At 40.5% G+C, this 20,890-nt stretch carries 20 protein-coding genes; 10 read left to right on the forward strand and 10 right to left on the reverse strand.

Annotated elements, in window-relative coordinates; genetic code table 11:
* Positions 1-2: 2 nt before the first annotated feature.
* From ED557_03375 to ED557_03405, 7 genes are all read right to left on the reverse strand, one after another.
* The gene (locus ED557_03375; protein ID RNC85829.1) at positions 3-2,627 is read right to left on the reverse strand and encodes an ABC transporter permease; all 2,625 of its coding nucleotides are present in this window, start codon (positions 2,625-2,627) and stop codon (positions 3-5) included.
* Positions 2,628-2,637: 10 nt separating this feature from the next.
* Entirely contained in the window at positions 2,638-2,970 is a 333-nt protein-coding gene (locus ED557_03380) for a PadR family transcriptional regulator (GenBank protein ID RNC85830.1), read from the reverse strand.
* 111 nt (positions 2,971-3,081) lie between these two features.
* Entirely contained in the window at positions 3,082-4,899 is a 1,818-nt protein-coding gene (locus ED557_03385) for a flotillin family protein (protein ID RNC85831.1), read from the reverse strand.
* 6 nt (positions 4,900-4,905) lie between these two features.
* A complete protein-coding gene (locus ED557_03390) occupies positions 4,906-5,568 on the reverse strand; it encodes a DUF1449 family protein (GenBank protein ID RNC85832.1) in 663 nt (220 codons plus the stop codon).
* A gap of 110 nt (positions 5,569-5,678) precedes the next feature.
* Positions 5,679-6,431, reverse strand: a complete 753-nt coding sequence (locus ED557_03395; GenBank protein ID RNC85833.1) for a succinate dehydrogenase/fumarate reductase iron-sulfur subunit — start codon at positions 6,429-6,431, stop codon at positions 5,679-5,681.
* Between the two features lie 74 nt (positions 6,432-6,505).
* The gene (locus ED557_03400) at positions 6,506-8,428 is read right to left on the reverse strand and encodes a fumarate reductase/succinate dehydrogenase flavoprotein subunit (protein ID RNC85834.1); all 1,923 of its coding nucleotides are present in this window, start codon (positions 8,426-8,428) and stop codon (positions 6,506-6,508) included.
* A gap of 12 nt (positions 8,429-8,440) precedes the next feature.
* Positions 8,441-9,139 carry a hypothetical protein gene (locus tag ED557_03405; protein RNC85835.1) on the reverse strand — a complete coding sequence of 233 codons (699 nt, stop codon included), beginning with the start codon at positions 9,137-9,139 and terminating at the stop codon, positions 8,441-8,443.
* A 153-nt stretch (positions 9,140-9,292) separates the two neighbouring features.
* Between ED557_03405 and ED557_03410 the strand changes: the two genes are divergently transcribed.
* The gene (locus ED557_03410) at positions 9,293-9,952 is read left to right on the forward strand and encodes a DUF1949 domain-containing protein (GenBank protein RNC85836.1); all 660 of its coding nucleotides are present in this window, start codon (positions 9,293-9,295) and stop codon (positions 9,950-9,952) included.
* Positions 9,953-10,044: 92 nt separating this feature from the next.
* On the opposite strand, the gene ED557_03415 is transcribed toward ED557_03410, so the two are convergent.
* Positions 10,045-10,794 carry a hypothetical protein gene (locus ED557_03415; GenBank protein ID RNC85837.1) on the reverse strand — a complete coding sequence of 250 codons (750 nt, stop codon included), beginning with the start codon at positions 10,792-10,794 and terminating at the stop codon, positions 10,045-10,047.
* A 110-nt stretch (positions 10,795-10,904) separates the two neighbouring features.
* On the opposite strand from ED557_03415, the gene ED557_03420 reads away from it, so the two are divergent.
* The 6 genes from ED557_03420 to ED557_03445 all read left to right on the forward strand — a co-directional run bounded on the left by ED557_03420 (position 10,905) and on the right by ED557_03445 (position 16,455).
* Positions 10,905-11,450: a cob(I)yrinic acid a,c-diamide adenosyltransferase gene (locus ED557_03420; protein ID RNC85838.1), complete on the forward strand. Its 546-nt coding sequence runs from the start codon at positions 10,905-10,907 to the stop codon at positions 11,448-11,450.
* Between the two features lie 2 nt (positions 11,451-11,452).
* Complete coding sequence (locus ED557_03425) at positions 11,453-13,360, forward strand: hypothetical protein (protein ID RNC85839.1); 1,908 nt, start codon at positions 11,453-11,455, stop codon at positions 13,358-13,360.
* Between the two features lies 1 nt (position 13,361).
* Entirely contained in the window at positions 13,362-14,711 is a 1,350-nt protein-coding gene (glmM, locus tag ED557_03430) for a phosphoglucosamine mutase (GenBank protein RNC85840.1), read from the forward strand.
* Between the two features lie 101 nt (positions 14,712-14,812).
* The gene (gene msrB / locus ED557_03435) at positions 14,813-15,268 is read left to right on the forward strand and encodes a peptide-methionine (R)-S-oxide reductase (protein ID RNC86156.1); all 456 of its coding nucleotides are present in this window, start codon (positions 14,813-14,815) and stop codon (positions 15,266-15,268) included.
* Positions 15,269-15,365: 97 nt separating this feature from the next.
* The gene (locus ED557_03440; protein ID RNC85841.1) at positions 15,366-15,809 is read left to right on the forward strand and encodes a DinB family protein; all 444 of its coding nucleotides are present in this window, start codon (positions 15,366-15,368) and stop codon (positions 15,807-15,809) included.
* Between the two features lie 136 nt (positions 15,810-15,945).
* Positions 15,946-16,455, forward strand: a complete 510-nt coding sequence (locus tag ED557_03445) for a M23 family metallopeptidase (protein RNC85842.1) — start codon at positions 15,946-15,948, stop codon at positions 16,453-16,455.
* A gap of 8 nt (positions 16,456-16,463) precedes the next feature.
* Here ED557_03445 and ED557_03450 read toward each other — a convergent pair whose 3' ends face one another.
* Both ED557_03450 and ED557_03455 read right to left on the reverse strand, forming a co-directional pair.
* Complete coding sequence (locus ED557_03450) at positions 16,464-16,856, reverse strand: hypothetical protein (GenBank protein ID RNC85843.1); 393 nt, start codon at positions 16,854-16,856, stop codon at positions 16,464-16,466.
* Positions 16,857-17,109: 253 nt separating this feature from the next.
* Positions 17,110-18,954, reverse strand: a complete 1,845-nt coding sequence (locus tag ED557_03455) for a hypothetical protein (protein ID RNC86157.1) — start codon at positions 18,952-18,954, stop codon at positions 17,110-17,112.
* 104 nt (positions 18,955-19,058) lie between these two features.
* On the opposite strand from ED557_03455, the gene ED557_03460 reads away from it, so the two are divergent.
* The 3 genes from ED557_03460 (at position 19,059) to ED557_03470 (ending at position 20,888) form a co-directional block, all read left to right on the forward strand.
* Entirely contained in the window at positions 19,059-19,940 is an 882-nt protein-coding gene (locus ED557_03460; GenBank protein ID RNC86158.1) for a YicC family protein, read from the forward strand.
* A gap of 73 nt (positions 19,941-20,013) precedes the next feature.
* Entirely contained in the window at positions 20,014-20,592 is a 579-nt protein-coding gene (locus tag ED557_03465; GenBank protein ID RNC85844.1) for a guanylate kinase, read from the forward strand.
* A 5-nt stretch (positions 20,593-20,597) separates the two neighbouring features.
* Positions 20,598-20,888, forward strand: a complete 291-nt coding sequence (locus ED557_03470) for a DNA-directed RNA polymerase subunit omega (GenBank protein ID RNC85845.1) — start codon at positions 20,598-20,600, stop codon at positions 20,886-20,888.
* The last annotated feature ends 2 nt before the right edge of the window (positions 20,889-20,890 follow it).

Consider the following 20,890-nt stretch of genomic DNA (forward strand, 5'->3'; position numbering starts at 1 on the left):
AATCACTCGTTTTGAATGGATTCGACCGGGTTTGAACGAGCAACTCTTAGTGTTTGAGTTGTTGTTGTTAATAATCCTAACCCAAGAATAATAAAAACCCCTATTCCAAAATCCCAAAAACCAATTTTTGCATGATAGGTTTCCTGGGGAAACAGAACGAATGTGAAAAACAAATAGGTTATCAGGACCGATAGACCAGATGCCCAGAAAAGCATCGTCAAGAAACTCTTAGATAATAAATACACCAGCCCTTTTTCATCCGCACCGAGAACTTTTCTAATGGCTACTTCTTTTCTTCTTGTTTGGCTTGTATAAACAACAATTCCCAATAGTCCAATTGATGCAATTAGAACCGTTAATAATGTAGCCAAGCCAATAATCCCAAAGGCTATTTTATAGAAACTATATGCTTCCTCAACTCTCTCGTCATAAAATTCAGAGTATAGATCAAAGTTCTTGTTTACCCGAATCCAGGATATTTGAACCTTTTCCATCAATGATGGGATATCGGTGGTTACCACTTTGAAGTTAGCGTACTGGAATATTTCAGGCTCGTAGATAAAGAAAAAACTCCCAATGGGATTCCTGAGTCGGTCATAGTGAAAATCACTGGTCACCCCAATTATTCGATATGCATAATTGGTCGGACTATATATTACCTTATCGATTGCATCTACAGGGTTTCCTAAGTTAAACTCTTCGATAAATCTCTGGTTAATGATGATTAATTCATCTTCACTCTCGTAGTCAAACTCGTTAAACCCCCTACCAGCCACCAATGGGATAGAATGATTTTCGATATAGTTTGGATCCACTGACATATAATTCACAATTACGGAGTCGCTCGAGAATTCGTTATTCATCCATGCTCTGCTTCTTGATCCAACCCCCAAATATCCTGACGACATAGAGATCGAACTTATTTCCGGGATTTTAGAAAACTCATCTTTAACTATTTGGCTGTCAGTACCTTGTAACCTGATATTCAAAATCTGATCTCTTTGAAATCCCATATCAAAGTTTACAGAGTAATTGAACTGCTTCATGATAAAGGAAGCGAAAATTATGCATATCAGAGAAAGTGTAAACTGAAGGATGATCAAGCTTTTCCTAACATTCAGGAACTTAAACAACTGGAATTGACCTACTCCTTTCAGGAGCTTAAGAACCTTTTGCTTAGACAGCATCAAGGCTGGCAAAATCCCTGCTATTATCCCAACCATCACAGCAAATAACAGAAAATAGACAACCACCATCGGGGTAATTTCAAATGGAAACAGGAACTGAACTTCGCTGCTTAAGGAATAGAAAAAAGGCTTTATTGAAAATGAAATTGTTACCGCAACAACCAGAGAAAGCAACGAAATGACTATGGCTTCAATGATAAACTGTAGGAATACCTGGAACCTGCTGCCACCTAAGGTCTTTCTTATTGCAACTTCTTTTGTTCTTCCTAATGCTCTGGCTACTGATAAATTAGTATAGTTGAAACATGTTGAGAGTATGATCACGCCTACAAGAGATGACAAAATGATAAGAAGTAGTATATCTAGCTCAGTACCAATATGATTAAGATGCGACTTACCCGGTGTTATTTTACTTAACGGCTGTAATGAATATTGATAACTTTTATTCGAAATCCGTTCAGAAATTTGTGTAGCTAAACTCGATAAACCAGATTCGACAACTTTATGATTCGATTTATCATTAAGCATCACATACACATATCCGGAATTTAGGTTCTCGTATGAGTTCAGATATGAATACCTGCTATCCTCACTAACCAGGTTATCAATGGTAGAATAAGACACCAGGGAATTAAACTGAATATGTGAGTTTTTAGGAGGATTCTGCACTATTCCGGTTACCTGAAACAATCCATGGCTTTCGAAATCGATTACCTTACCCATAGCAGATTCATCATCAAACAAACGCTTTGCCGTTTCCTCAGTTAGAATAATTGAATTTGGACTTTCCAGAGCTGTAATAGGGCTTCCTTCAAGTAGATCAAAAGAAAATATGCGAAAGAAAGATGCATCGGCGTATAACCCTGATACAGGTAGCGTTTTACTTTCGGTTTTTCCTACTCCACTGAAATCTGACCTGATTCTAACCAGTTCATCAATTGACTCATTGTTTTCAAAATAATCTTCTGCTAAAGCAACAGGAGCAGTTGCATATAATGAAGTTCCGAAATATGCATCTTGTACCTCAGTAGTAACTCTATAAATACGGTCTTTATTTACATGAAACTGATCAAAGGAAAACTGATAGTTAATGCCTGAAATCAGAATTAAACCAACAGCCATACTAACTGATAATCCGATTATATTTATACCAGAGAAAAGGGCACTCTTTTTAATATTTCGAGTTGCAGTTTTTATGTAGTTGCCAAACATATAACCAGTACTAAAACTAACTGACTCTAACTTGAAGGGTTTTAGCACAGAAGGGCGAAACATAAACATGACTTCTTTCCTGTAATTCCAGGCAGCATTTTTTCTTCCTTTGCTTTCAAGCCTGGTATTGTACTCTTCTTCTAAATCTCCCTGTAATTCTTCAAACAGTTCTGGCTTGCAGAACCACTCAAATAGAGCTTTAAAGTACTTTGGATATCGATTCCCCATATTAACCTCCTCAAATTCCTTTTAAAACAACCTGGGGTACTTTATTCCAGAGTCGCTCTCGAATTTCCCTGGCTTCGATCAGGGATGCTCTCCCGCTATTGCTAACCGAAAAGAATTTCTTCCTCCTCCCTCCTCTTTCCCTGGTAGCACCACCTATTTCGGAAGTAATGAAACCTTTTTGTTCAAGGCGTGTCAAAGCAGTGTGCAACGAGCCCCTGCTTATGGTTCTATCCAAATCTTCTTTTAATACTCTCTGGATTTCAGCTCCATATGTTCTGTTTTCCTGTGAAAGAATAACAAGAAGTATTACCTCCTGAAATTCACCTAGATTCGTTTCTTTCATATTATGTTTCTAAATGGAGATCAAATAAACAGAATAATCTTTTAACAATCAAACTCTATAAAAAAAGCCACCCCATTGTCAGGGTGGCTTTTAATTTTGATCAGTCAAATTCTAGGACTCTTCCTCTTCTTCTGAAGGAGACTCCTTTACATCACCATTTTTTGATGGAGCTTTGACTTCTTCGGAAATAACCTCCTCTGCTTTTACCTCAACCTCTTTTTCCTGAACTGGTTCAGGCTGACTAGATTTCGCTGTGCCATTTTCAAGAGTTTGGGTAAGCCCTTTAAGAGATCCAGGTTCAATTCCTACTTCATGAAGTATGTTATCTACAATAGGTGCAAGTCCCCTGTATTTCAGCAAACTGTTTACCAGGTCTTCGGCCATATTTCCGGAACCATGCCCATTTCCTGAGTAACCGTTACCAACTCCACCGCTACCCATTAATCCGTTGAGTCCGCCAACATTCACTACTTTCATATCACTGATAGCTTCAATAGGCTTCACACTTGCTTCGATTATAGAGGCAGCGTGTTTGATCTTTTCAATTTGAATACGCATCTGAATGATTTCATCCGAAAGCACATTCTCGGCTGAGTTTAACTTCTCATTACCTTCTGCTTCTACCTTATAACGTTCTTCATCTGCTGTTGCTTTGATCTTAATGGCCTCTGCTTCGGCATCTGCCGTAGTTTTAATTGCAGCAGCTTTATCAAGGGCGGCAGTTTTTTCAGCTGCAGCGGCAACTTTAACACTTACGGCCTTTTCTTCAGCTTCTTCAGTAGCTTTAATTACCGCAATTTGCTTATTCCTGTTTGCTACTTCTGTTTCTTTCGCAGTGATCACTTTCTCGGATGCAGCAACAGCTTCTGCTTCAGCTAATCTCGCTTCTTTTTCTGCTTTCGATCGTTCTTTTGATTTATCAGCAACAGCGATATCACGATCCTGATCAGTAATTTCTACTGTTTTCTCTCGCTCGATATCTCTTTCTTTGATGGCTTGTTCATTAAGAATCCGCTCCTCATCTATTTCCCGGTTAGCCTTGATTTTAGCTGTTTCTACTTCCTTCTGAGCAACAATTTCAGCTTCCTGCGATATCTTATCGTTTTCGGCTTTTTCCTTTGCAATAGAGGTTGCTTCAACCGCTGCCTGGTTAGCAATTGCACGTTGTTGAGCTGCTCGGGCAAATTCTTCTTCCCGTTCTAGTTCAAGGCGTTCTTTTTCTGCTTCCAGATCCTTTTTCTTTATAGCAACCGAGGTATTCTGCTCAATATCATTTCTCACCTTCTTCTTCTCTTCAATTGTTTCGGTGAGCTTAGTTAAACCCTGAGCATCAAACGCATTGTTCGCATTAAAGTATTGCTTGTCAGTCTGATCCAGGCCAGTCAGTGATACAGTTTCAAGTTCCAGACCATTCTTCTCCAGATCGGCCTTTACCGCATTTTGCACTTTTTGAACAAAATCAGTCCGCTTTTCATGCAGCTCTTCCATCCCCATTTCGGCAGCTACTGCACGTAAGGCATCTACGAATTTACCCTCCATCAACTCCTTTAACTGATCCGGAGAAATAGTTCTCTGACCAAGGGTTTGAGCTGCAAATGCAATAGCATCAACTTCCGGTTTTACCCTGAGATAGAATTCTGCAGTAGCATCTACTCTCATTCGATCCCTGGTAATCAAGGCCTGCTCGTTCTTTCTTGAAACAACCAAGCGAATCGTATTCATATTTACAGTTATTACTTCATGAAGAACCGGAAATACCAAGGCTCCTCCATTCATAATTACTTTTTGTCCGCCAAATCCCGTTCGGACAAATGAAAGTTCTTTAGAGGCTCTTTTGTATAATCGTGCAAATACAAGCCCGATAATTAATAGCGCGACAACTGCTATTCCTATAATTAAGAGAATATCATTAGAGGTTATGATTTCCATAATGGTCTATTGTTTTAGTTTTATTGCTTTGAATGAGTTGTTTTCTTTCCTGATCAATTGAACTTTTGTACCCTGTTCAAATTCTTCTCCATCTGTTTCTGGTTCAACTAAGAAATAGTGAAGCTGACCATATTGATCTTTTAACTTGGCTTCTGCTGGTAAACCTAACTTAGCTGTACCCATATTTATCTCTGCCGTTTGTCCAAGAAAAGTTTTTTCTGAAACAGCAGAAGTTTCTTCTTTAAAAAGTTTTTCGCCCAGAAATTTCGATACCCAATAATAACCTGGTACGGCTGCTAGCCCAAAGCCAAGGATAGATGCCCATGTTGGAAGTACAAAATCAAAAAATCGAACCAATGCGCTTTGCCCGACAAAGCCTGTAATTGAAAAAGAAGCCAAGAATACAATTACAAGAATCAGCATAGGAACATTCTTAACCTTGATCCATGCTATATATTTAGTGATGAAATTCCCTTCGATTTCTACATCTGCATCAATTTCGTTATCAAGACCAACATCAGTAGCATCAAATAGGTTATCGACAATTTCTGATAGGCCTAGACCTGCTATCAATGAAAGAATTTCAAGGCCAAGTATCCCCAACATAAAATAGAGAGCGTACAGGAATGGAGCGTTATAAGGTTCGAATAGATAGTCAATCATAGTCACAGGATTCTTACCCTGTAAATATCAAAATTCTATTTTAGTTACTAATATCTTTTCGTAAAAAAAGCCACCCTGATAACAGGATGGCTTTAAAAATTTGGATAAGGCTAAAATCAGCTAAATAATGCCTTCACATAGTCGCGGCGCATTTCAGCGATTGCAGAAATGGATATCCCTTGTGGGCAAACGGCTTCGCATTCTCCAAAATTGGAGCAATCGCCAAAACCTTCCTCCTTCATTTGATCTACCATTGCGACTACACGATTACTCCTTTCCACTTCACCCTGAGGCATTAAAGCGAGGTGAGCAATTTTAGCGCCGGTAAATAATGAAGCTGAAGCATTAGGACATGCAGCTACACAAGCACCGCATCCAATACAGGTCGCATAGTCGAAAGCGATATCAGACTTCTCCTTTTCAATAGGAGTTGAATTCGCTTCCTGGGCAGATCCTGTTTTTACAGATACATAGCCACCAGCTTCAATTATGCGGTCGAAACCAGATCGATCAACTACTAAATCTTTGATCACCGGGAACGCAGCTGCTCTTGGAGGCTCAATAGTGATTGAATCACCATCATTATACATCCTCATGTGTAATTGGCAGCAAGCTGTTTTGTCTTTAGGGCCATGAGCCTGTCCATTAATTACCAAATTACATGAACCGCAAATACCTTCACGACAATCGTAATCGAATTCAACAGGGTCTTTGCCTTCTAGCTGGAGCTCTTCGTTTAGTACATCAAGCATTTCCAGAAAAGACATGTGCTCGTTCACCGAGTTAAGTGTCTTTTCCTCAAAGTACCCTTTTGCGGTAGGCCCGTTTTGCCTCCAGTACTTAAGATGAATGGTCATTTCTTTACTCATAATTCAATTATTTGCCACAAAAACACGGAAACACAAAATTTATCTTTATTCGTGCTTTTGTGATTTAGTGGCTTTTATTTATAAGATCTTTGTTTCAATTCGACAAACTCGAACTCTAAATTTTCTTTATGTAAAGTTTCATCAAGTTTTCCATTTACTGCGTTGAACTCCCATGCTGACACATAAGAGAAGTCCTGATCATTTCTGACGGCCTCCCCTTCTTCAGTCTGGAATTCTTCCCGTAAATGGCATCCACAAGACTCTTCTCTGTCCAAAGCATCATGTGCCATCAGCTCAGCCAGCTCGAAGAAATCGGCTACCCTTCCGGCAAACTCCAAATACTTATTGTAGTTGTTTGCTTCTCCAGGCACATAAACATTGGTCCAGAATTCTTCCCGAAGTTCCTGGATTTCCTTAATGGCTGATTCCAGTCCTTCTTTGGTTCTTGAAATTCCAATTTTATCCCAAACAATTTTTCCAAGCGTTCTGTGGAAATCGATAATAGTTCGTTTCCCTTTAATGCTTAGAAGCTTGTCGATTCTTGCCTGTGCTTCATTGGCGATTTTTTCAAACTCCTCATGATCGGTACCATATCGAAGTCCAATTTTCTCGTCTGCTAAATAGTTTCCAATAGTAGCTGGAAGAACAAAATAGCCATCCGAAAGACCCTGCATCAACGCACTAGCTCCTAATCGGTTTGCACCGTGATCAGAGAAGTTTGCTTCGCCGGTAGCAAACAACCCAGGAACAGTGGTCATTAGGTTATAATCGACCCAAAGACCGCCCATCGTATAATGCACAGCAGGATAAATCTTCATTGGCTGTTTGTATGGATTCTCACCAGCGATATTGTGATACATATCAAAGAGGTTGCCATACTTAGCAGAAATAGTATCTAATCCATCTCGGTTGATGGCATCCCTGAAGTCGAGATATACTGCAAGCCCGGTTTCTCCAACTCCTAAACCGTCATCACATACTAGCTTTGCATTTCTTGAAGCCACATCACGAGGAACCAGGTTACCAAAACTTGGGTATCGTTCTTCCAAATAGTAATAGCGCTCTTCATCAGGAATATCGTTAGGATGTCGATCATCCCCTTTCTTTCTCGGAACCCAAACCCGACCATCGTTTCTCAAACTCTCACTCATTAAAGTAAGCTTAGATTGATAGTCACCCGAAACCGGGATACAAGTTGGGTGAACCTGCACGAAACATGGATTAGCAAATAATGCTCCTTTTCTATGGGCTCTCCATGCTGCTGTTACGTTCGAATTTTTTGCATTGGTTGAAAGATAGAACACGTTGCCATATCCGCCAGTTGCGAGTACAACCGCGTCTGCTTCCCATCGCTTGATTTCACCAGAAACCAAATCACGAGTGATTATTCCACGAGCTTTACCATCAATAATCACTACTTCAAGCATCTCATGCCGCGGATAATATTCCACACCACCTTCCTGCACTTGTCTCATCATAGCCTGGTAGGCTCCCAGCAATAATTGCTGGCCTGTTTGGCCTCGCGCATAAAATGTTCTGGATACCTGTGCTCCACCAAAAGAACGATTGGCTAGTAAACCAGAATACTCACGCGCAAAAGGAACACCCTGAGCTACTGCCTGGTCAATAATATTATTAGCTACTTCAGCTAAGCGGTAAACATTTGCTTCACGGGAGCGGTAGTCACCACCTTTGATGGTATCATAAAATAATCTCCAGACGCTATCCCCATCATTTGGATAGTTCTTAGCAGCATTAATTCCACCTTGTGCAGCAATGGAGTGCGCCCTCCGGGCTGAATCCTGGATACAAAAGCTCTTTACTTTATAGCCCATCTCTGCTAAACTAGCCGCTGCAGCTCCACCTGCTAATCCGGTCCCAACAATAATCACCTCATATTTCCGGCGGTTATTAGGAGCAACCAGCTTCATGTTCTTTTTATGAAGGCTCCATTTCTGTTCTAATGGTCCTTCAGGTATTTGTCCGTCTAATTTCATTTCCTAACTCCCTTAATAACTGATTAATGAACCTTCGCCGCCTGTGAAGTAGATATACAGCGGGATAAAAATAAATCCGAGCATCAAAATAATCCCAAAAGCATACGCAGCTAGCTGCATTTTTTTCGAAGTATCGCCATGCTTCATTCCAAGTGAAGTAAATGCACTCCAAAAACCATGAGATAAATGCAGAATAGTCAAAGCGAGAACGAACACATATCCAATAACTATCCAGGTTTTCTGAAATTCTTCAATAACAAGTTTTCTAAGATCACGAGCCTGCTCACCATCAATCATAGTGGAGTAATCAGCACCAAACTTGAAATGAATGATATGAAGGACTAGAAAAATGAAGATAACCGACCCGGAGATGATCATACTTCTTGAAGCAAGACTTTGATGACTGGCACCTCCCTTCGTCTTATAAGTGTCATATCCTTTTGGTCTGGCTTTTCTTCTTCCCAACCATATCGAAACTCCCAAAACCGTATGGTATAAAAAGAAGAAGGCTAGTCCGGCTTCTATCACATAAAGAAGCGGACCGAGATCCATCAGTGTTTTAGTGTAAATATTAAAAGCGTCGGCTGTACCGAAAATTGTAAGGTTACCGCCCAGGTGGCCTATCAAAAAGAGCATCAATCCAATCCCGGTTATTCCGGTCATGATTTTCCTGCCGACCTGTGAGCTTAGCGCTTGTTTAATCGAAGGCATTAATTTGGCTTGGTTAGTTTAGTTAGTTCTAAAAACACGAGTTTTAAACGTGAAGTTTCAATTTTTTTTGAAACTTTAGAATCATTAAATACGGCACTGAAAATCGGTTTTTCGGGTACTAATGGCAAGATAGAAAGACTCTAAATAATCGTTTTGAGACTTAGACTTCGAGAGGTATTTTCAAGCCTTCAAAAACATGCTCTTTTGAATACAATACTACACGAAATACAGTCCGATCTCAGAGAGCTAGGATCAAAGTTTTATGGTTTTTTATTTCCATGTGATTCGGAAAGTACCTTCCGTGAACAGCTGGAAATCCTGAAGAAAAAATATTCAGATGCTTCTCATCATTGCTACGCTTACCGGGTTGATCCAAATCACGTAAAAGAATTCTCAAGTGATGACGGAGAGCCATCTGGTACAGCGGGGCTTCCCATTTTGAACCAACTCAAGTCCAAAGAACTGGTTAATTGCGGAGCTGTAGTAGTTCGATATTTTGGAGGTACTAAACTGGGTAAGCCCGGACTCATCAAAGCCTATGGAGAAAGTGCACTATTATGTATTGAAAAAGCTGAACTCAAAGAAGTACTAGCTGTTAAACTGGTTCAGGTGAGCTACCCCTATTCCGAAGAAAATACCATAAACCCTCTCGTCCAGACTTTCCAGCTTATCAACAAAGCATCAGAATACACAGAGAACGTAACCATCCTTTTTGCCTGTAAAGTGGATTTAGTTGAGGGGTTCATAGCAGCACTTGAAAAGCTGGAGTACCGAGAAATTGCGTTTGAGGATTTAGGAGAGAGTTTTATTTGATAAGTAGTGGGGTGTTCTTCACCCCACACGATAAATCAAGAACACTTGATTTATCGGTCTCCCCTAGAGGGGAGATTTATTCTAGCCTTTATCTAGTCCCAGATTGTTTCGGGGAAAAGCTCAGGGTCGAAGATTTCCTGATTTAGGGTGTCCGGAAGTTGAATTTGAGTGTATTCTTCGAGCAAGCCCATAAAGCCATTGGCTTTAAAAATTACCTCTGGAGCAATCCAGCCACCCCCAAGTCGCTCATAGTTATTGAACTGTACTTCCTGGATGGTATTCTGCCTGCCGACCGTAAAATTCCGAACGAATACCAATCGCTCTTTATCTATCCAGAATTGGGGAATAGTAGTATCAGGTTGAGCAGTACCAATTACATACACTTCTCTACCCTGCCATTCACCTTCATACATCGCCTCCAGATTAAAACCACGATTAGCCAACTGGATAGCTGTTTCATCCGGTGATTGATGATACACATCAAACCCCAGCACCAGTAATTCATGAACCCGCTCTACTTCCTGGATTTTTTGACCATTAGCATAGCCATACTGCATGCCATTATTGAACAAGATTCCATTTACACTTTGTTTCTCATCAAATCGAATGGCCAGTTTTCCTGGAAGAGTGAGGGCTTCGTACCAATCTTGTGTTCGTTGAATGCTTCCATCCTGCCCATAGAATGAAGTCTTTTGGAGAAAAGTCAGGTGCTTATACCACTTGCCCTCGTATTTGGCATGCATGGCATTTAATACATCATAGCCAGTTTCGATATTAGTCTGAGAAAACGCAGCCGATGAGAAACCAAGAAGTAAGAAAAGAGCGGGGAGGATTTTTTTCATAAATAGTATTTGTCCACAAGTGAAGTTTCAGAATAATGTTAAGTTGAATTTGTACAAGAAGAAACCCACGGAACAAAGATTATGTTTAGCGAAAACTCTATTTTGAATTCATGAAGATATACACAAAAAAAGGTGATAAAGGGATGACTTCCCTTTTTGGCGGGCAAACTGTAGAAAAAAATTCTTACAGAATTTCAGCTTACGGTACCGTCGACGAATTAAACTCTGTAATCGGGATGGTATTATCCTTTCCGCATTCCTCAAAAACGAATGAGTTGCTTGGAGAAATTCAATATCAATTATTTGTATTGGGAGCAGACCTTGCCACTCCGGTTTCAAGGGAAGTTAGAATTGATCGTATATCTGATAAAGACATTGAATATCTGGAAAAGAGCATCGACTCTCTCGAAGAGGAGTTACCTGGGTTGAAATCCTTCATCCTCCCTGGTGGTACTCAGGCGGCATCTACCTTACATTTTGCCAGAACTGTTTGTCGAAGAGCTGAACGAATTACCGTTTCATGTGCTAATGATGAGTATGTTTATCCGGAAGCCATTAAGTATCTGAACCGACTTTCGGATTTCCTATTCGTTCTTGCCAGGTATGAAAATCATGCTTCAGGTACCGAAGAAACCCCATGGATTCCTAAGAAATAGGTATGGCAAAAAAGAATTCTAAGAAAACGAGCCAGCCGAAAGCCCCTCTTTCAGCAAAAAAAAAGGCCCTCTTTTACACTATTACATTTTCAATCCCGGTTTTATTCTTCCTGATCATAGAGATCGTTTTAAGAAGCATCAATTACCTGGGCGACACTGATCTGTTCTACGATCCTGGAGTGGGAAGTGAAGAATATCTGATGCCTAATCCCAACTTTGCAGCCCGGTATTTTTTCTATACCAAAACAATCCCCAATCCTTCTATCGATGCATTTCTAGAGGAAAAACCAGAAAATGGATTTCGAGTTTTTGCCATGGGCGGCTCAAGTGCAGCCGGATACCCATATGGATTTAATGGTACCTACTCCAGGGTAGTTCAGGATGTACTCACTGATGCGATGCCTGATAAACATGTAGAAGTTGTAAACGTGGGGATTTCCGCGATTAGCTCCTATACCTTATTCGATCAGGTTGATGAGATCATTGCTCAGCAACCCGATGCCATCATGATTTATGCTGGGCATAATGAGTTTTATGGAGCACTTGGTGTAGGTTCAAATGAAAACCTTGGTGCTTTTCCTGGATTCGTGCGGTTCTATTTAAAATTGCAGCGTTTCAAAACTTTTATGCTGCTTAGAACTGTTATTGTTGATTCAGGAATTTGGTTTTCCGAGAAGTTTTCGGGTGAAAAGATCGATCAATCAGCTACACTAATGGAACGTATTGTGGATTCCCGCTCCATAGAACTTGAAAGCCCTCAATATGAATTAGCAATGGGCCAGTTTGAAAGTAACCTTGATGCCATTATCTCACGGTTTCAACGAAAAGGAATTCCCGTTTTTCTTGGAAGCGTTGCGAGTAACCTTAAGGACCACTCTCCTTTCGTATCTGTGGAAGACGGGGAGCAATTACCGGCACAACAGGTGTTCAATGAAGCAGATTCAGCCTATGAGAATCGAGATTTTGAACAGGCTCTAGAAAAATTCACTCTTGCAAAAGATCTGGACGGATTAAAATTCCGGGCCCCCTCAAGGATAAATGAAATCATTGCAGAAAAGGCTGATGAAAGTGAATCCGTCATCTATGTACCTGCGCATGAAGAATTAGTAAGATATACTAGAGATGGTATTATCGGTTTTGATTTAATGCTCGAACACCTTCATCCGAATCAACAAGGCTATTTCATCATAGGACGTTCATTTTCTGAAACGATATTGGACTATTACGAGCTAGAACCGGCGCGCGGTCTTAATAGCTACAAAGATTTGATGTATTTGTCGGAATTTGATAATCGGGTAGCATGGCATCGAATTGAAACACTGAAACAGGGTTTTCCATTTGTACTGGAGGGGAATCAAGATCTCTACCAAAGAGATTATAAACCTCTAGGAGTTGCCGATAGTCTTGCTTTCTATACCGTACATGCTAATCTAAGATGGGATGAAGGGAAAGTGAAGTTGGCTGAGTTTTATACCAGTACTCGGCAAAACGATAAAGCACTCCGTGAATACTATGGGCTTATCCGAAATCAACCCTGGAATGAATCACCTTATATTTTTGCCGCACGTATCTTGTTGGATCAAAATAATTTTGGTGGAGCAGAGCCTTTACTAACTAAAGCTTATGAGATCAATCCGAATGATGCCTTTGTAACAAAAATGCTAGGGGCAATTGAAGTGCAAAAAGGAAATGCTTCTCAGGGGATTGCCTACCTTGAGGCATCTCGAAGACTGAATCCCAGAGATGTTCAGATGCTATATAATTTATCAGGAGCTTATTTTAATGATGGGCAACTTCAAAAAGCACTGGAAATTGCTGATAGAGCTTTGGAACTAAGTCCAAACTTTCCGGGATTAGGGAACTGGAGACAACAATTAATGGGAGTAATAATCCAACAAAGAGGAGAATAATATGGCGTTAATGGTATCTGTTTCGGGGATAAGGGGTATTTTTGGAACTGATCTGACCCCCGAAAACTTAGCCCGTTTTACCGCTGCTTACGGTACTTGGCTTAATGGAGGAAAAGTAGTGCTAGGGCGAGATTCTCGTGTTACTGGAGAACTCTGCGAGCAGATCGTTGCTTCCACACTTATGAGTGTGGGGTGTGATGTAATTAAAGTAGGTATTGTACCAACCCCAACCGTGGCCATGGGAGTACTAAAACATGAAGCAGCTGGCGGAATTATAATTTCTGCAAGTCATAATCCAGCACAATGGAATGCACTCAAATTACTCAACTCTACCAGTGAGTTCATGGATGCCGATCAGGGCATGGAGATGCTCGATATTTCTGAAAAAGGAGCATTCAATTATCAAACTTATGATAACATTGGCTCGGTTTCTACTGATGATGAGCTTCTAAATGATCATATTCGTGAAATCCTGGATCTCCCTTATATAGATGCTAATATAATCAATGAGGCAAAGCTTTCAGTAGCTGTTGATGCTGTGAATGGTGCAGGTTCCTTAGCTGTGCCCATGCTACTAGAAAAACTGGGAGTTACTAAGATCCATAAAATCCACTGTACTCCTAATGGTTTATTTCCGCACAACCCCGAGCCTCTTCCTGAACATCTTACCGAGATTTGTGAACTGGTAAAAGAAACTGGTGCCGACCTGGGAGTGGTAACCGATCCGGATGCTGATCGACTTGCACTGGTTGATGACAAGGGCGTTCTATTTGGAGAAGAATATACTCAAGCTTCTGTGTTCGACTTCATTCTGGATAAAAAACCCGGAGCTACAGCTACCAATCTCTCCTCCTCTCGTATTGCAGATGAAGTAAGCGCTAACTATGATCAAACCTGCTATCGATCAGCCGTTGGAGAAATTAATGTGGTGAAAAAGATGCAGGAAGTAGATGCAGTAGTAGGTGGTGAAGGAAGCGGAGGTATTATAGTCCCCGATCTGCATTACGGAAGAGATGCTTTAGTAGGCATTGCCTGTGTAGTACAACAACTTGCAAACCGGGCTATTGCTTCCTCAGAGTACCGGGCAGAATTCACCAATTACTACATGAGTAAGAGTAAAATTCAGCTTGATGATTTAGGCAAAGATGCGGATGAAGTACTGGCTATGGTCAAAGATCACTATGCTTCGCTCAATCCAAATACGATTGATGGGGTAAAAGTAGATTTTGAGGAAGGCTGGGTTCACCTTCGAAAATCAAATACGGAACCCATTGTGAGAATTTACTCTGAAGGAAAATCTCCGGAAGCAGCGGAAGGCTTCGCCAATAAAATCAGAGCTTTATTGAAATAATTTAATCGTCATTCTGATCCCGAAAACTTTCGGGACGAAGAATCTAATCGGGTGTCCGTTTAGATCCTTCGCTTTCGCTCAGGATGACTAATAGTATGATTATGCTTAACTGGAAAGACGTTCAATTATTTGCAAAAAATGGCAATCCTAAACCAGATAGAAGAGTTGAAAAATCACCTGAAGAATGGAAAGCCATACTAACTGATAACCAATACGCCATCACCAGACTTAAAGGAACCGAGCGGCCTTATTCTAGTGAGATGTGTAGCCGTTTCGAACCAGGTGAGTATGAATGCATCTGTTGCGGTACCCTCCTCTTTGATTCAAATACCAAGTTCGAAAGCTTTTCTGGGTGGCCTTCCTTTACCCAGCCGGTAAAAGAAAACGCTGTGGCTTATGAGGGAGACTTTACACATGGAATGGTCCGAATTGAGATCCTATGCAATACCTGTGACGCCCATTTAGGGCATGTATTCCCTGATGGCCCTGAGCCTAGTGGTTTGCGATATTGTGTAAACGCCGTTAGCTTGAAGAAAGTTGAAAGTGAACCACAATAACTTCTAACCGCCATCCTGAGCATACTTGCGAAGGATCTGATTGAGTATCCGATTAGATTCTTCGGCAGTAGCCTCAGAATGCCCCATAACAAGACCCATGCTATCACAGACCCTCTCCCAATTATTCGAACGCGATTTGCCCAAAGTAAAAGCAGAAATTGAAGCTTATTCCTCAGAAGAAGCTATCTGGCAAAAAGCGGATGGAATTAATAACAACGCCGGTAACCTGGCTCTTCACATAGCTGGAAACATTCAACATTTCTTTGGTGGAATACTCGGGGATACGGGTTATTCAAGAGACCGAGAATTTGAATTTAATGGTCGGGTGAGCACAGAAGAGTTATACACAAGAATTGATGACGCCATTGCCTCTGTTACAGGTACGCTAGAAGGAATGACTGACGAAGAAATCAAGAAAGACTACCCTATCGAACTTTTTGGTGGCGTAATAACCAATGAATGGTTTTTCCTGCATTTATACAGCCACATGCTCTATCATCTGGGGCAGATAAATTACCATAGAAGGTTATTAGACAAATAATATCTCCTCAAAAAAATCTCTGCGAATGTCTCCCCTTAGAGGGGAGACTTTTTTCGGGGATTTCATAATTAACTTGGCTAAAAACCCTGGAGGAACTTTTTACCGTAACTAGATTACCAGTTCAAAAAGTACTGGTATGAAAAAATTTCTTTATTGTGCGTCATTGATCTTGCTTATAGGTCTTTTAATTCCTCAAACGTTTGTAATGCCTGTCTATCAAGCTACAAAAAGTGACTATAACCAGGATTCCTTTTGGTACTATCCCTGGAGTGGTTCTGGTGCTCATAAAGGTGTTGACATCTTTACTAATAAAAAGGGTGTTGAAGTTGTATCAGCAACGCATGGTTTAGTAATTGGAAGAGGGCATCTTTCCAAGGGAGGAAATTTTGTTTTGATTTTGGGACCAAAATGGAGGATCCATTATTACGCTCATCTTCAATCTTCCTCCGTATCCTTTTTAGAATTTGTCTCTCCGAATAAAATTATCGGTATAGTTGGTAACTCAGGAAATGCAGCAGGTAAACAACCTCATATCCACTACTCAATAATGACACTAATACCTTACATATGGAGAATTGATAGTTCACCTCAAGGTTGGAAGAAGATGTTTTATTTAAATCCGATTACCTTCTTAAACGATCTATAATCAGAAATCTACCAGGGCTTCTCTAAATCTTCTTTAGTGTAGGTCTTTTCTCGTAGCTCATACATGCTGCCTTTATTGTCTTTGAGGCGCATTGGGTCGTTGCCAAATAAACGAAATAGAATGGCGATGGGAGAAATAAACAAAAAGTAGACCAGGCTGAGTATGAGCGGATTCATTACCCTACTCAGAACTTCCGCAAGCTTAAACCATCCCCACACTATCCAGTGTCCCGCCGGGGGAATAATCAGACTTATCAACCCAATTGCCAGTGAAGCAAACACTATCTTTTCATTCTGGAAAATGGCCGCTAATACCAATAGCCCGACTACAATTACCAGCTGGGTTTTAGCTGTTTCAGGGTCATTCTTGATGAAATTGATATCTCGCTTTGGGAGCATAATGGCTTCTTAGAACAAGGTATAAATGAATGGAGCGATAGATGATCCCCCTCCAATTACGATTAAAAATCCGAGTAATAATAAAATTACAATAACCGGAGCCAGCCAGAACTTCTTTCGTTCTTTCATGAACCCCCATAGATCTTTCAGTAAATCCATAATAGTATAAGTCATTCTGAGGCTACTGACGAAGAATCTAATCGGATACTCAATCAGATCCTTCGCAGGTATGCTCAGGATGACAATTAGTTAACAATCAATCTTTTTCAAATATCATTTTCTCAGTCCATTCGGGCTGGTCTGATTTCACAAAAACATACTCACCAATCACCAGATAATCCATCTCTGTATTCATAAAACATCGGTAAGCATCCTCCGGAGTACAGACAATGGGCTCACCCCTTACATTAAAGCTGGTATTAACCACCATTCCAAAACCACTCAGCTTTTTGAATTCGGAAATTAGCTTCCAGTATCTGGGATTAGTCTCTTTATGTACCGTCTGAATTCTAGCTGAAAAATCTATATGAGTAACAGCAGGAAAATCTGATCTCTTCACAGCAAGCTTTTCTCGAAGTGGTAATTCGTTGTAGTTGCCTGGTAACTCGGCTCTATATTTCTCCCTTACAGGTTGAACGAGTAGCATGTATGGAGAGTCAGAATCAAGCTCGAAGTACTCTGATGCATCTTCTGCTAACACAGAAGGAGCAAATGGCCGAAATGACTCCCGGTATTTAATCTTCAGATTCAGCTTCTTCTGCATATCCATTCTTCGTGGATCAGCAATAATACTCCTGCCGCCTAGTGCTCTTGGGCCAAATTCCATTGCCCCTTGAAACCATCCTATTACATTTCCTTCATCCAATAATTCCGCCACTTTAGGATAGAGATCTCCCTCATCATATTTCTTTGAAACAGGCTTAAACTTTTTGAGCGAGCGTTCAATATCAATGGAGTAAAATTCCGGGCCCAGTAAAGCACCCTGCATAGAATCAGGAGCTTCAGGGTTACGATCTTTTTCGAAATAAATGTGTTGCGCTGCTAACGCTGCACCTACAGCTCCTCCTGCATCCCCTGCTGCTGGTTGGATATATACTTCTTTGAAGATTCCCTCATTTTGAAGCTTACCATTAGCCACACAGTTAAGTGCTACTCCTCCTGCCATACAAATAGCATCGCATCCAGTAAGTTCTTTTGCGTGCGCAGCCATTTTAATAACTATTTCTTCGGTTACTTGTTGAATGGCCAGTGCCAGATCTGCTTCATGTTGCAGAAGTTCTGACTCCCCTTCCCTTTTTGGAAACCCAAATAACGTCTCCCATTTTTTATCATTCACCATTCTTAATCCGGTAGCATAGCTAAAGTAATCCTGGTTTAGCCAAATAGAACCATCATCCCTAATATCCACAAGCTCGCTCTTTATTTTGGTGATGTATTCTTCAATCAATGATGAATTGGGATTTCCATATGGAGCGAGCCCCATTAACTTATATTCACCGGAGTTCACCTTAAACCCTAGGAAGTAAGTAAACGCCGAATACAGCAATCCTAACGAGTGAGGAAACTGTAGCTCTTTTAAAATGGTGATCTCCTTTCCTTTTCCATGACTAATGGAAGCCGTTGCCCATTCTCCCACCCCATCAATAGTTAGAATAGCTGCTTCTTCAAACTTCGATGGATAAAACGCACTTGCTGCATGACTCAGGTGATGTTCGGGAAATAGAAGATTGACTTCCGATTTTTCATAGTCCCCTACTTTCTTCAACTCATCATAAATGAGCTTTTTTAGGAACATTTTCTCCTTCAACCATACAGGTATCGCAACAATAAATGATCTGATTCCTTTTGGAGCAAAGGAAAGATACGTCTCAAGTAAACGCTCAAACTTCAAGAACGGCTTATCATAAAAAACAATGGCATCCAGTTCATCAATGCTAAGTCCGGCTTCCTCTAAACAAAAAGTGACCGCATGAACAGGAAATTGCTCATCATGTTTTTTCCGTGTAAATCGTTCTTCCTGGGCGGCTGCAATAATTTTCCCATTCTGTACCAAACAGGCCGCTGAATCGTGATAAAAAGCTGAAATTCCAAGTATGTTCATAGAAGCGCAAAAGATACTAAAACCCTGCTTCATGCCAATCACTTTGTTTCATGACTCCCTTGGGTTTCTTACCTTCTTGCTCATTATCATCTCAGTTTGTTTCCATGATTACCTCAATGACAGGCTTCGGGCGAGGTGAGGCCGCTGACAACGGACTCAACGCCACAGTTGAAATTAAATCTCTCAATAGCCGCTATTTAGATATTTCTACAAGATTACCTCAACGACTCCAACATATGGAGCTGGAATTAAAAGAACTTATTCAGAAATCGGTAAATCGGGGAAAACTAAATGTGATTGTTAACCTTGCTACTCAGGAAACGCATGTTCCCTCCATCGAAGTAGATACGAAAAAAGCAAAGGCATACGCCGATTTACTAAACAAATTAAGAGAAGCTGCTGGTATCAGAGAACCTCTTGAACTGAAAAGCATAACTAGTTTTGGAGACGTATTTATAACTCAAGAAGAAGACGAATCTTCTCTAAAACATAAATGGGAACTTGTTAAACAGGCTACAAAGCTTGCTATCCAGAACCTCGAGGAAATGCGCTCACAGGAAGGTGCTCAACTTAAACAAGATTTGATGGAGCGAATCCAATCCATCGATGAAGCACTTAGTGAAATACAATCTATAACAGACGGACGTAGCCAGGAAGTTCGAAAAAAACTTCACGACCGAATTAAGCAATTGATTGATGACGACTCTATTGACGAAGAAAGACTAGAAATGGAAGTGGTTATCATGGCTGATAAAATGGATATCACAGAAGAAACTGTGCGACTTAAAGCGCATTTAAAATTCTTTATTGAAGCTATTGAACAACCGGAACCGGCTGGTCGAAGATTGAATTTTCTAACACAGGAAATCAACAGAGAACTCAATACCATTGGTTCAAAAGCTAATGATTCAGAAATTGCTCATCATGTAGTAAAAGCAAAAGAAATGCTTGAGCAAATTCGAGAACAGGTTCAAAACGTAGAATAATTAGTATTAAGAGTTGGGGTATGAGTTTTGATTAACGACTAAACTATTACTAAACTCACAAAACCCATATCTCATGGCAATAAAAAAGGGTAAGATCATTATTCTTGTATCTCCAAGTGGTGGTGGCAAATCAACCATTGCTAAACGCCTTTTTAATGATTTTGACCGTCTTAAGTTTTCAGTCTCTGCGACTACCCGTCCCCCTCGTGAGGGAGAAAAAGATGGGGTGCACTATCATTACCTTAGTCCGGAAAAATTCCAGGATCGTATCGAAGCAGGAGACTTTCTGGAATGGGAAGAATTTTATGGTGGGAAGAGGTATGGGACCTTACAATCAGAAGTTGATAAAAAGTTAGAATCAGGGTATTTTATTCTGCTTGATATCGAGGTAAAAGGAGCCCTAAATGTCAAAAAACTCTATGGCGATGAAGCATTGAGTTTGTTTATTGAACCTCCTTCTATTGAGATATTAAAGCAGCGCCTTAAAGCCCGGGGAACAGAGACTAAAGAAACCCTTAAACTCAGACTTGATCGCGCAAATAAAGAACTTACTTACGCACATCACTTTGATCGCGTAATCATTAATGACCATTTAGATACAGCTTATAACGAAGTAAAACAGGCTGTTTCTGAATTTATGAACAAGACATAAACATTATGCCCATTCGCACTCTAGATATTGAAGGCTTAAAAAATGTAACTGGTAACAAATATGAGTTACTCGTAATAATGGCGAAAAGAGCCCGCCAATTAGCCGCTCAGGAAAAACTTGAGTTAGATGAAAAACTCCAGTACTTCGAAGGATTTGAAGACGACGATGAGTTTTCTTTCAATGAAGAACAAGAGCAAATCTCAAAAGCATTTGAAAAGCTCCCTCATGCAGCTCAACGCGCTGTTACCGAAATGGAAGAAGATTCTATCTACTACCGTCGACCTGAAGCTGAATAATT

It is taken from the genome of Balneola sp. (assembly GCA_003712055.1).
Lineage (GTDB): Bacteria > Bacteroidota > Rhodothermia > Balneolales > Balneolaceae > RHLJ01.